Below are 12,304 nucleotides of genomic sequence, written 5' to 3'. Positions count from 1 at the left end.
CGTGGGGCGTCGTGCGGGGGCGCGGGGTCACCGAGTCACCGCCGGGCCGGTGGTCGTGGGGCGCAGTTCGGTGACCCGGCCGTCCTCGACGCGCAGGATCCGGTCGGCGTCGGCCAGCAGCGCGGGGCGGTGCGCGACCAGCAGCGCGGTCCGGCCGGCGACCAGCCGGCGGGTGGCGTCCAGCACCACCGCCTCACTGGCGCTGTCCAGCCGGGCGGTCGGCTCGTCGAGCAGCACCAGCGGGGCGTCCCGCAGGAACGCGCGGGCCAGCGCGACGCGCTGCCGCTGCCCGCTGGACAGGCCGTGGCCGCGCTCGCCGAGCCGGGTGTCGAGCCCGTCGGGCAGCGCGGTGACCACCTCGTCCAGCGCGGCGTCGGCGACGGCGGCGGCCAGCGCGTCGTCAGGGGTGTCCGGCGCGCCGAGTCGGATGTTGTCGGCCAGCGAACCGGCGAACAGGTGCGCCCGCTGCGGCACCCAGGCCAGCTCGCGGCGCCAGGCGTCCGGGTCGGCCCCGGAGAGGTCGGCCCCGTCCACGGTGATCCGGCCGGCGGTCGGCGTGACGAAGCCGAGCAGCAGGTTGAGCAGCGTGCTCTTGCCCGCGCCGCTCGGACCGATGACCGCCACCCGGTCGCCGGGCCGGATGGTCAACGTCACGTCGCGCAGCGCGGTCGTCCGGTCGTACGCGACGGTCACGCCCTCGAACCGGATCTCGCCGCGGCCGTCCGGCGTCGCGCTCCCGGCGGTGGCCGGGCCGGTCGGCGCGTCGGTAGCGGACAGCGTGAGCGCCTCGTCCAGCGCGGTGAGCCCCTCCATGCTGGCGTGGAACCGGCTGCCGGCGGCGCGCAGCGGCAGGTACGCCTCCGGGGTGAGCAGCAGCACCAGCAGCGCGGTGGAGAGCGTGATCCCGCCGCCGAGCAGCCGGATGCCGACCGGCACCGCGACCAGCGCGACGGAGAGCGTGGCGACCAGCTCCAGCACCAGCGCGGAGAGGAACGCGATCCGCAGCGTCCGCATGGTGGCCTCGCGGTGGCCGTCGGCCATCCGGCGCACCACGTCGACCTGGGCCCGGGCCCGGCCGAACGCGCGCAGCGTGGGCAGCCCGGCGACCATGTCGAGGAAGTGGCCGCCGAGCAGCGACAGCCGCCGCCACTGCCGTTCGGTGGCGGCCTGCGCCTGCCAGCCGAGCAGCGCGCCGAAGATCGGGATGAGCGGGATGGTGAGCGCGATGATCAGCGCCGAGCTCCAGTCGGCGAACACGACCCGGGCCAGCACCGCCGCCGGCACGGTCACGCTCAGCACGAGCTGTGGCAGGTAGCCGGTGAAGTAGGGGTCGAGCGCGTCCAGGCCGCGCCCGGCCAGCGTGGCGAGCTGCCCGGCCCGCCGGCCGGCGACCCAGGTGGGACCGTGCCGGCCGACCGCGCGGAGCAGGTCCGCCCGGAGCGCCGCCTTGACCGTCGCGGCGGCCCGCGCCGCCACCGTGCCCTGCGCCCAGCTCACCAGCGCCCGGGCCGCGACCGCCACCAGGAAACCGGCCAGCGCCGGCCGGTGCAGCCGCCCGTCGATCGCGGTGGCCAGCAGTGTGGCCAGCGCGGTGGCCTGGGCGACCACCAGCAGCGCGGTCAGGCCGCCCAGCGCCGCGAGCACGGCGAGGTCACGCCGGGCCGCGGGGACCCGGCGCAGCAGACGCGGATCGAACGGGCGGCGGTTCACCAGTACACCGGTGCCCTGCCGTCGACTCGTCCTCGGAACACCCACCAGCACATCGCCTGAAAGCCTAGTAGGGCCGGCACGAGCGGCAGCACGAGCCAGCCCAGCAGGACCAGCGTCGGGCGGCTGGCGGCGGCCCCGGCGACCGTCAGCGAGGCCGCCGGATCACCGGTGGCCACCAGGACCCGGGGCCAGAGCGCGGCCCCGACCAGCGGCGCCGGCAGCGCCAGCGCCGTCGCGGTCGCCGCGAACGCCACCCCGGCCCGGCCCCGGCGCAGCGCCGCGCGAGCCACCAGCAGCGCCGCGACCAGCGCAAACGGCAGGAGTACGGCGAGCGCCGGCCGGGCCACGGCAGCGCGTACCCGATCGGAGAGCAGGCCCAGGACGGTGGTCGCGGCGACCGCGGTGAGCGCGGCGGGCACCAGGCCGCGGGCCAGCCGGGCGAGTGCCGGCGCGTCGGCGGGCGGCAGCCGGAGCGTGAGGAACGTCGCACCGTGCACCGCGACCAGCGCGAGCAGCGTCAGCCCGGTGGCGGCCACGAACGGGGTCACCACGTGGCCGACGCCGGCCACGTGCCCGTCGGCGGTCAGCGGCACGCCCTGGAGCAGCCCGCCGAGCAGCGCGCCCCAGCCCAGTGCGGCCAGCACGCTGCCGACCACCACCACCCGGTCCCAGCCGGCGCGGGCCGGGCCGCCGGTCGGCCGGCTGCGGAGCTGCACGCCGGCGGTCACCAGCACCACGCCGGCCAGCGCGCCGAGCACCACCGGGTAGAAGCCGGCGAGCAGCTCACCCTCCAGCGTGGGGAAGGCGCCGAACAGGATGCCGACGGCGGCCACCAGCCAGACCTCGTTGCCGAGGAAGAACGGCCCGACCGCGGTGAGCGCGGTCCGACCGGCGCCCGCTCCCGCGCGCCGGGCCAGCAGCAGGCCGACGCCGTAGTCGTAGCCGCCGAGCACCAGGTAGGCGGCGAAGAAGAGGCCGAGCAGGGCGTACCAGGCGAGTTCCACGGGCGGGCTCCTCAGGCGAACACGGGCTGGTGGTGGGCGTCGGGGTCGGGTGCGGGCGGGCGGCCCAGGGCCGGGTCGAGCGCGCCCCGGGCGGCGTGCCGGGCCATCAGCGCCCAGTTGGTGACCGCGAGCGCGCCGAGCAGCAGGCCGAACCCGAGCAGCGAGGCGAGCATCAGCCCCGGCGACACCGGCGAGACGGCCCGCTCGGTGGGCAGCAGCCCGTACGCCACCCAGGGCTGGCGGCCCACCTCCCGGGCGATCCAGCCGAGCAGCACCGCGACGAACGGCAGCGGCAGGCCGAGCAGGACCAGCCACAGCGGGAACCTCAGCCGGATGATCCAGTCGCGCCAGAGCAGCGGCAGCAGCAGCCAGACGCAGCCCAGCGCGAAGCCGATCAGGATCATGAAGCCGAGGCCGACGCTGGACAACACCGGCGGCTCCCAGTCACCCGGGCCGAACCGGGCGGTCCAGTCGGCGACCAGCGCGTCCCGGTCCGGGCCGCCGCCGAACTTGGTGGGCTGGAGCTGACCGACCGGGCCGAACTGGGCGAAGCCGAAGCCCTGCAACGCGGTCACCGCGAGCGCCGCGGTGACCAGCCCGAGCCGCAGCGAGGTGCGGAACAGCACGAAGTCGGGGGTACGCCGGAGCAGGTGCCACGCGCTGACCGCGGCCATCAGCAGGCCACCGGTGACCAGGCTCGCGGACACCACGTGACCGAACGCGAAGCCGAACGTGGGGTTGGTCACCAGCGCGCCGAAGTCGGTGAGGTGGGCCACGCCGTCGCGTACCTCGTAGCCGACCGGGTGCTGGAGCCAGGCGTTCGCCACCATGATCCAGAACGCCGAGGCGTACGCGGTCAGCGCGACGCCCCAGAGCAGCGCCAGGTGCACACCGCGCCGCAGCCGGTGCCAGCCGAAGATCCACATCCCGAGGAACGTGGACTCCAGGAAGAACGCGACGAGCGTCTCGATGGCCAGCGGCGCACCGAACACGTTGCCCACGTAGCGCGACAGGCCGCTCCAGTTCAGCCCGAACTGGAACTCCATGACGATCCCGGTGGCGATGCCGAGCACGTAGTTGATCACGTAGAGCTGGCCCCAGAACCGGGTCAGCCGCTCGTAGACCGGCTTGCCGGTGAGGTAGCCGGCGGTCTGGAGTCCGACCAGCAGGGTGACCAGACCGAGCGTGACCACCACGAAGAGGAAGTGGATCGAGGTGGTGGTGGCGAACTGGAGGCGGGCGAGGAGCAGGGGGTCCATGGCGCGTTCTCCCACGGGTTGGCTCGCTTGTCGTAGCCACCCTACACGTAGACTGACTACCTATAGGGTCCGGTGAGGTCCCGGTGACCCGCCGAGGGCGGATCAGCTCAGGAACAGGGAAACCGGCAACGCGACGAGCGTCGCGGCGACGGCCAGCGCGGTGGCCCCCAGCACCCGGGGCGGGCGGTCCGCGACCAGCAGACGCTGCACCCGTACGTCGAGATCGCGGTCACCGATGCCGAGCGTGCCGGCCGGCGTCACCCGGTGCCCGGCGGCGGCGAACCGACGCAGCGCGCCGGCCAGCGGCTCGTCCGCGTGCAACTCGCGGGCCTTGTCGTCGGCGCGCATCTCGACCAGCAGCGCCACCCGCGCGTGCGCGTCGCGCACCCAGCGGAACCAGGGCAGCGCCCGGCACAGCGCGGTGAACGGCAGCAGCACCAGGTCGTGCCGCTCCTGGGCGTGCGCACGCTCGTGGGTGAGCACCGCCGCCAGCTCGGCCGGAGCCAGCAGGTCGACAGTGCCGGCGCTCACCACCACGCGGGGACGCACCCCGGGCAGGCAGTACGCCGCCGCGCTCGGATGGTCGAGCACCAGCGCGCCGGGCACCGTCGGATCGCGCCGGGCGACCAGGCTCAGCAGCTCCCGGTGCCGGCGCTGGGCGCGGACCGCGCCGTGCACGGCCCGCACGGTGGTGGTGACCAGCACCGCGCCGATGCCGAAGCCGACCCCGACCAGGCTGAGGTGCACCGCGCCCACGCCGGCCGGCAGCGTGCCGTGGGCCAGGTCGTCGCCGAGCGCCAGCAGCGCGCTCCCGGTCGGCCGGTCGTAGGCGGCGAGCCCCACCGCCATCGGCAGCCCCATGGCGGAGAGCCCCAGCGCCAACCCGACCGCCTGCCAGCAGACGATCGCCACCCGCGGCGCGCGCCACGTCCACCGCGCGGCGGCGAGGACCTGCGCGGTCAGCCAGCAGGCCAGGATGGTCGCGGCGAAATGCACGGCGTACGCCACGGCGGTCGCCTACCGGTCCGTCGCCTCGTCGAGCGCCGGCCCGGTGGCCCGCGGCTCCTCGATCCGGCCGCTCACCCCGGCCCCGGCGGACCGGGCCTGGTCGGGTTCGGCGCGTCCGGGTTCGGCGAGTCCGGCCTCGGCGGCGAGGGCGGAGCGGAGCACGTCCGCCTCCGTCCCGGTCACCGAGCGGGCGAAGCGCACCAACGCCGCGTCCCGGCTGCCACCGAGGTCGAGCGCGTCGAGCATGAGCTGGGCGATGTGCGCCTCCCGGGTGGCGGCCGGCCGGTAGCGCCAGGCCCGCCCCTCCCGTTCGCGCTGCACCATGCCCTTGCCGGCGAGCCGGTCGAGCACGGTCATCACCGTCGTGTAGGCCAGCTCGCGCCCGTCCAGCGCGTCCGCGACCTCGCGCACCGTCACGCCGTCCGACGCGGCGGGGACCGAGTCCCACAGCACGTCCATCACCGCACGCTCAAGGTCCCCCAGCCGAGTCACCCGTCAATCCTACCCCCCGTAGTAGACCCGCCCGTCGCCCCGTCACCCCCGCCCCACCCACCCACCCCTGATTCACGGAAAGAGTGGCCATCCAGGCGCGGATCGCCACTCTTTCCGTGAAAGTGCGCGGATCTTGCTGGGGTGACGTGGCGGTCAGACGCCCTTGGGGTGCCAGACGGTCTTGGTCTCCAGGAGAGTGGTCATCCGGGTGAGGCCCGGATCGGTGTGCCAGTCGTGGTCGGCCGGGGCCGGCCGGAGCACCCGCTTGAGGTTCTCCGCCGCCTTGACCTCCAGCTCCGCCGCCAGCTCGGCATCCGCCACACCGGTCAGGTCGATCGCGTTGACGTCCATGTGCGCGGCGAGCGTCGGCACCGTCTCGGTGATCTTCCCGGTGAGGACGTTCACCACACCACCCGGCAGGTCGGAGGTGGCCAGCACCTCGGCCAGCGTGACCGCCGCCAGCGGCGCGGCCGGGGAGGCGGCCACCACCACCGTGTTGCCCGTGACGATCGCCGGGGCGATCACACTCACCAGGCCGAGCAGCGCCGGGGACTCCGGGGCCACCACGGCGACCACGCCGGTCGGCTCCGGCGCGGAGAGGTTGAAGTACGGGCCGGCCACCGGGTTCGCGCCGCCGTAGACCTGCGGGAGCTTGTCGGACCAGCCGGCGTACCAGACCCAGCGGTCGATCGCCGCGTCCACCTCGTCGGCCGGGACGCCCAGCGCGACGAACTGCTCGCGCCGGCCCTCCAGCATCTCGGCGACCCGGTAGAGGATCTGACCCCGGTTGTACGCGGTCGCCCCGGCCCAGCCCTTCACGGCGGCCCGGGCGGCGACCACCGCGTCCCGCGCGTCCTTGCGGGAGGCCAGCGACACGTTGGAGTCCTGCACGAGATACGACCGTCCCGACTCGCTGCGCGGGAACTTCCCGCCGATGAAGAGCTTGTACGTCTTGCGTACCGCGACCCGCTCAGACATTGAGGTACGCCTCCAGCCCCTGCCGGCCGCCCTCGCGACCGTAGCCCGACTCCTTGTAGCCGCCGAACGGTGAGGTCGGGTCGAACTTGTTGAACGTGTTGGCCCACACCACGCCGGCGCGCAGCCGGTCGGCGACCCACAGGATCCGGGAACCCTTGTCGGTCCAGATCCCGGCCGACAGCCCGTACGGCGTGTTGTTGGCCTTCTCGACGGCCTCCGCCGGGGTGCGGAACGTCAGCACGGACAGCACCGGGCCGAAGATCTCCTCGCGGGCGATGCGGTGCGCCTGGGTGACCCCGGTGAAGATGGTCGGCGCGAACCAGAACCCGCGGTCGGGCAGCTCGCACGGCGGCGACCAGCGCTCGGCCCCCTCGGCGGCGCCGACGTCGGACAGCTCGCGGATGCGCGCCAGCTGCTCGGCCGAGTTGATCGCGCCGACGTCGGTGTTCTTGTCCAGCGGGTCACCGACCCGCAGCCGGGCCATCCGGCGCTTGAGCGACTCCAGCACCTGCTCGGCGACCGACTCCTGGACCAGCAGCCGGGACCCGGCGCAGCAGACGTGCCCCTGGTTGAAGAAGATGCCGTTGACGATCCCCTCGACCGCCTGGTCGACCGGGGCGTCGTCGAAGACGATGTTGGCGGCCTTGCCGCCCAGCTCCAGGGTGAGCTTCTTGCGGGTGCCGGCGACGCCGCGGGCGATGGCCTTGCCGACCTCGGTGGAGCCGGTGAACGCGACCTTGTCCACGCCCGGGTGCTCGACCAGCGCGCGGCCGGTGTCGCCGGCCCCGGTGACGATGTTGACCACGCCGGGCGGCAGGTCGGCCTGCTGGCAGATCTCCGCGAACAGCAGCGCGGTCAGCGGGGTGGTCTCGGCCGGCTTCAGCACCACCGTGTTGCCGGCGGCGAGCGCCGGGGCGATCTTCCAGGCCAGCATGAGCAGCGGGAAGTTCCACGGTATGACCTGGGCGGCCACCCCGAGCGGCTTCGGGTCCGGGCCGAAGCCGGCGTGCTCCAGCTTGTCCGCCCAGCCGGCGTAGTAGAAGAAGTGCGCGGCGACCAGCGGGAGGTCGACGTCGCGCGACTCCTTGATCGGCTTGCCGTTGTCCAGCGACTCCAGCACGGCCAGCTCGCGCGAGCGCTCCTGGACGATCCGGGCGATCCGGAACAGGTACTTCGCCCGGTCCCGACCCGGCATCGGACCCCAGACCTTCTCGTACGCCGTCCGGGCGGCCCGGACCGCGCGGTCCACGTCCGCGCTGCCGGCCTCGGCGATCTCGGCCAGGACCTCCTCGGAGGCCGGGTTGATCGACTTGAAGCTGCCGCCGTCGGCCGGGTCGACGAACGTCCCGTCGACGAAGAGCCCGTACGAGGGCTTGAGGTCGACCACCGAGCGTGACTCGGGGGCGGGTGCGTATTCGAACATCGCGTTCAGTCCAGGGTGAAGTAGTCGGGGCCGGCGTAGACGCCGGTCGTCAGCTTGGTGCGCTGCATGAGCAGGTCGTTGAGCAGGCTGGACGCGCCGAACCGGAACCAGTCCGGGTCGAGCCAGTCGGCGCCGACCGTCTCGTTGACCATGACCAGGTACTTGATCGCGTCCTTGGTGTTCTTGATGCCGCCGGCCGGCTTGACGCCGACCTGCCGCCCGGTGGCGGCCCGGAAGTCGCGGACCGCCTCCAGCATCACCAGCGTCACCGGCAGCGTGGCCGCGACCGGGACCTTGCCGGTGGAGGTCTTGATGAAGTCGCCGCCGGCCAGCATGGCGAGCCAGGAGGCGCGGCGCACGTTGTCGTAGGTGGCCAGCTCGCCGGTCTCCAGGATCACCTTGAGGTGCGCGTCCCCGCAGGCTGCCTTGGTGGCCACGATCTCGTCGTAGACCTCCTGGTAGCGCCCGGCCAGGAACGCGCCCCGGTTGATCACCATGTCGATCTCGTCGGCGCCGGCCTCGACGGCGGCCCGCACGTCGGTGAGCTTGATCTCCAGCGGCGCCTGCCCGGACGGGAACGCGGTCGCCACGCTGGCCAGGTGCACGCCGCTGCCGACCAGCACCTCGGCCACGTACGGGACCATGGCGGGGTAGACGCAGACCGCGCCGACGTGCGGGCAGCTCGGGTCCGCCGGGTCGGGCCGCAGCGCCTTGGTTGCCAGCGCCCGCACCTTGCCGGGGGTGTCGGCCCCCTCCAGCGTGGTCAGGTCGACCATCCGGATCGCCAGGTCGATCGCCTCGGCCTTGGCCGTGGTCTTGATGGAGCGGGTGCCGAGCTGGGCCGCCCGCTGCTCCGCGCCGACCTGGTCCACGCCGGGTAGGCCGTGCAGGAAGGTCCGCAGAGCGGTCTCGGATCGTCCCAGCTCGGAGAGGTCCGACCGGGCCGACGTCGTTGTCGCCGTCATGCCCCGAATAGTACGCACCCGCGAGTCGAGTGATCTTGGTCACTGCGGAGCGGTCTGAGCGCCGCACGTGAGCGGCGTCGCTGGTCCGCCCGCACCCGCCCTGCGCCGGGTCGGGGACCGGTAGGTTGAGCGATCGTGGACGTACACGTCATTGACCATCCGCTCGCCCAGACGCGGCTGACCGCCATGCGGGACGCCCGGACCGACTCCTCGTCGTTCCGGGCGGCGCTGCGCGAACTCACCACCATGCTGGTGTACGAGGCCGCGCGCTCCTTCCCCGTCGAGAAGTACTCGATCCAGACTCCGGTCACCGCCACCGAGGGCACCCGGCTGGCCAACCCGCCGCTGCTCGTGCCGGTGCTGCGGGCCGGACTCGGCATGGCCGACGCCGCGCTCGCCCTGGTGCCCGAGTCGTCGATGGGCTTCGTGGGCCTGGCCCGCGACGAGGAGACGTACGAGCCGCGGGCGTACATGGAGTCGCTGCCCCGGGACCTCAGCGGCCTGCCGGTGCTGGTGCTCGACCCGATGCTGGCCACCGGCGGCTCGCTGGAGCACTGCTGCCGGCTGCTCGCCGACCGTGGCTGCACCGACATCACCGTGCTCTGCGTGCTGGCCGCCCCGGTCGGCATCGCGCGGCTGGAGCGCAGCGGCCTGCCGCTGCGCCTGGTCACCGCGTCCATCGACGAGGGCCTGAACGACCGGATGTTCATCGTGCCCGGCCTCGGCGACGCCGGCGACCGCCAGTTCGGCGGCATGCCCCGCTTCTGACGCCCGCCCACCCCTCGATGTCGCTGATTCACGGAAAGAGGGCTCATTCCCCTCGGAAAGGCCCGCTTTCCGTGAAACAGGCGGGTAGGGGACGCGACGGCGGCGAGTTGGTGCGCGGGGGTGCGGGGAGGCGCTAGCGTTCCGGGCCATGACTGGTGTTGCGCTCGCCGAGGAGTTGCTCCTCCTCGCGTATGACGACGAATCCGGCAAGGCCGCCATGCCCCGGATCAGCCTGGACCTGGGCATGGCCGCGGCGGTGCTGGTCGAGCTGGCCCTGGCCGGCCGGATCGCGTACGCGGACGGGAACCTGGCGGTGGTCGACCCCGCGCCGACCGGCGAGCCGATCGCGGACGCGGTGCTCGCCAAGATCGCCGCGGACACGCCGCACACGCCCTCGTCGTGGGTGCAGCGGCTGCGGCACGGCCTGCGCGACCGGATCCTCGGCGACCTCTGCGAACGGGGCGTGGTCCGCGACGTCGACGAGACCGAGCTGGGCTTCATCCACGTGCACCGCTACCCGGTGGCGGACGCCTCGGTCGAGGCGGACATCCGACGGCGGCTGGCCGACGCGCTGACCAGCGGGCAGCTCCCGGACGAGCGGACCGCCGCGCTCGCCACGCTGGTCGCGGTGCTGCGGATGGAACCGGCGCTCGGGCTCACCGGCGCCGCCGCCGACGACGCCGGCAAGCGCCTGGAGGAGATCGCGGCCGGCGCCGGCTTCTCCGGCACGGTGAGCCTGGACGACAGCGTGGTGCGCCCCTCGGTGAGCCTGGTGATCGCCGCCCTGGGCCAGGCGGTCGACGCCGCCCTCGGCAAGCGGTAAGGAGGGACCCCTGTTAACGCATCCGGTATAGATGGGGCCCCTTCGCACACTCAGGGGTCAAGAAGGGGCCCCTCCTTGCATCTCGGTCAGAGGCCCAGCGCGGCGGCGATCTCGGTGCGCAGCTCGGTGACGGCGGCGCGGGCGCGCTGCCGGGCCCCGGGGACGTCGCCGTCGGTCACCGGCGCCACCACCTCCAGGTACGCCTTCAGCTTCGGCTCGGTGCCGGAGGGCCGGATGACCACCCGGGCGGCGTCGGTGCGCAGGATCACCACGTCCGCGTCGGGGAGCAGGTCGGACGCCTCGGCGACCGGCTGGCCGAGCAGCGACGTCGGGGTGGCCGCCCGGATCCGCGCCATCGAGTCCGCGATCACCCGCAGGTCCTCCACCCGCACCGAGAGCTGGTCGGTGTGGTGCACGCCGAACTCGGCGGCCAGCTCGTCCAGCCGGTCGGTGAGCGTCCGGCCCTGGGCCTTGAGCCCGGCGGCCAGCTCGGCGACGGTCAGCGCGGCGGTGATGCCGTCCTTGTCCCGGACGTGTCCCGGCGCGACGCAGTAGCCCAGCGCCTCCTCGTAGCCGTACACCAGCGGCTCCCGGCCGCCGCCGGCCCGGACGATCCACTTGAACCCGGTCAACGTCTCGTCGTAGGGCAGCCCGCGCGCCTCGGCCATCGCCCGCAGCAGCGTCGACGAGACGATGGTGGTGGCGTACAGACCGGTCACCCCGCGCCGCATCAGGTGGTCGGCGAGCAGCGCGCCCACCTCGTCGCCGCGCAGCATCCGCCAGGAGCCGGCTTCGCGGACGGCCACCGCGCACCGGTCCGCGTCCGGGTCGTTGGCGATCGCCAGGTCCGCGCCGGTGCGCTTGGCGAGCGCGACCAGCAGGTCCACCGCGCCCGGCTCCTCCGGGTTGGGGAAGCTCACGGTCGGGAACGCGGGGTCCGGTTCCGCCTGCTCGGGCACCACGCCGGGCACGCCGAAGCCGGCCCGCGTGAACGCGGCGGTCAGCACCACCGCGCCCACCCCGTGCAACGGCGTGTACGCGACCTTCAGGTCCCGCGGCCCGGCCGGGTCCACCACCGCCGCGGCCCGGTCCACGTACGCGGCGACCAGGTCGTCGCCGAGCACCTGGCCGGCCGGGCCGAGCGGCACCCGGGCGAGCGGGCCGACCGCCCGGATGGCGGCCTCGATGCCGGCGTCGGCCGGCGGCACGATCTGCGCCCCCGCGCCCAGTTCACCGCCGAGCTGCGCGCCCAGGTACACCTTGTAGCCGTTGTCCTGCGGCGGGTTGTGGCTGGCGGTGACCATCACGCCGGCGACGGCGCCGAGCTGCCGCACCGCGAACGCCAGCACCGGCGTGGGCAGCGGGCGGGGCAGCAGCAGCGCCGGCCGGCCCGCGCCGGTGGCCACCTGTGCGGTGCGCTCGGCGAACGCACGCGAGCCGCGCCGGGCGTCGTACCCGATGACCAGCGGGCCCTCGCCGCCCTGGGCGGCGAGCCAGCCGACCAGCCCGGCGGCGGCCTGGGTGACCACGGCGAGGTTCATCCCGTTGGGCCCGGCGCGCAGCGGGCCGCGCAGCCCGGCGGTGCCGAACGTCAGCGGGCCGGCAAACCGGTCGGCCAGCTCGGGGGCCGTGCCGGGCAGCCCGTCGAGGACGGCGCGCAGCTCGTCCCGGTCCGCCGGGTCGGGGTCGTCGGCGAGCCAGCGCTCGGCTCGGCCGCGCAGGTCGTCAAGGTCAGTGGTGTCCGCCGCCATGGCCTCTTGATAGCACATAGCGAAGGGGTGATGGTCAGAGCTGCGGCTCCGAGTCAGAAGTATTCATTGCCCTCAATTGATTTCGTCTGTAGTCTTGGTGTTCAAGCCACCTCGTGGCGGTAT

Annotated in this window: 11 protein-coding genes; 2 read left to right on the top strand and 9 right to left on the bottom strand. The window is 74.1% G+C overall.

The window, feature by feature from the left end; genetic code table 11:
• Positions 1-27 precede the first annotated feature (27 nt).
• The 8 genes from cydD to deoC all read right to left on the bottom strand — a co-directional run bounded on the left by cydD (position 28) and on the right by deoC (position 8,839).
• Complete coding sequence (gene cydD, locus VKK44_RS24430; RefSeq protein ID WP_343443542.1) at positions 28-1,710, bottom strand: thiol reductant ABC exporter subunit CydD; 1,683 nt, start codon at positions 1,708-1,710, stop codon at positions 28-30.
• On the bottom strand, positions 1,707-2,714 hold the full coding sequence (locus tag VKK44_RS24425; RefSeq protein ID WP_343443541.1) for a cytochrome d ubiquinol oxidase subunit II: 1,008 nt from the start codon (positions 2,712-2,714) through the stop codon (positions 1,707-1,709). Before VKK44_RS24425 ends, cydD begins: the two co-directional genes overlap by 4 nt.
• Before the next feature lie 11 nt (positions 2,715-2,725).
• Positions 2,726-3,973 (bottom strand): cytochrome ubiquinol oxidase subunit I, encoded by a 1,248-nt coding sequence (locus VKK44_RS24420; protein ID WP_343443540.1) that lies wholly within the window; start codon positions 3,971-3,973, stop codon positions 2,726-2,728.
• A gap of 102 nt (positions 3,974-4,075) precedes the next feature.
• On the bottom strand, positions 4,076-4,981 hold the full coding sequence (locus tag VKK44_RS24415; RefSeq protein ID WP_343443539.1) for a M56 family metallopeptidase: 906 nt from the start codon (positions 4,979-4,981) through the stop codon (positions 4,076-4,078).
• Between the two features lie 9 nt (positions 4,982-4,990).
• Positions 4,991-5,473, bottom strand: coding sequence for a BlaI/MecI/CopY family transcriptional regulator (locus VKK44_RS24410; protein WP_343443538.1), 483 nt, complete (start codon positions 5,471-5,473; stop codon positions 4,991-4,993).
• Positions 5,474-5,626: 153 nt separating this feature from the next.
• A complete protein-coding gene (locus tag VKK44_RS24405) occupies positions 5,627-6,451 on the bottom strand; it encodes an aldehyde dehydrogenase family protein (protein WP_343443537.1) in 825 nt (274 codons plus the stop codon).
• A complete protein-coding gene (locus tag VKK44_RS24400; RefSeq protein WP_343443536.1) occupies positions 6,444-7,874 on the bottom strand; it encodes an aldehyde dehydrogenase family protein in 1,431 nt (476 codons plus the stop codon). The genes VKK44_RS24405 and VKK44_RS24400 overlap by 8 nt, the downstream gene beginning before the upstream one ends.
• A gap of 5 nt (positions 7,875-7,879) precedes the next feature.
• The gene (gene deoC, locus VKK44_RS24395) at positions 7,880-8,839 is read right to left on the bottom strand and encodes a deoxyribose-phosphate aldolase (protein ID WP_343443535.1); all 960 of its coding nucleotides are present in this window, start codon (positions 8,837-8,839) and stop codon (positions 7,880-7,882) included.
• A gap of 135 nt (positions 8,840-8,974) precedes the next feature.
• Between deoC and upp the strand changes: the two genes are divergently transcribed.
• Complete coding sequence (gene upp / locus VKK44_RS24390) at positions 8,975-9,607, top strand: uracil phosphoribosyltransferase (protein ID WP_343443534.1); 633 nt, start codon at positions 8,975-8,977, stop codon at positions 9,605-9,607.
• 148 nt (positions 9,608-9,755) lie between these two features.
• A complete protein-coding gene (locus VKK44_RS24385; protein ID WP_343443533.1) occupies positions 9,756-10,430 on the top strand; it encodes a GOLPH3/VPS74 family protein in 675 nt (224 codons plus the stop codon).
• Between the two features lie 86 nt (positions 10,431-10,516).
• On the opposite strand, the gene VKK44_RS24380 is transcribed toward VKK44_RS24385, so the two are convergent.
• Positions 10,517-12,181 (bottom strand): phospho-sugar mutase, encoded by a 1,665-nt coding sequence (locus VKK44_RS24380; RefSeq protein ID WP_343443532.1) that lies wholly within the window; start codon positions 12,179-12,181, stop codon positions 10,517-10,519.
• Positions 12,182-12,304 lie beyond the last annotated feature (123 nt).

This window comes from Micromonospora sp. DSM 45708 (assembly GCF_039566955.1).
GTDB lineage: Bacteria > Actinomycetota > Actinomycetes > Mycobacteriales > Micromonosporaceae > Micromonospora.
Note: the sequence above shows the minus strand (reverse complement) of the source record. Positions and strands in the feature narration are given on the sequence as shown.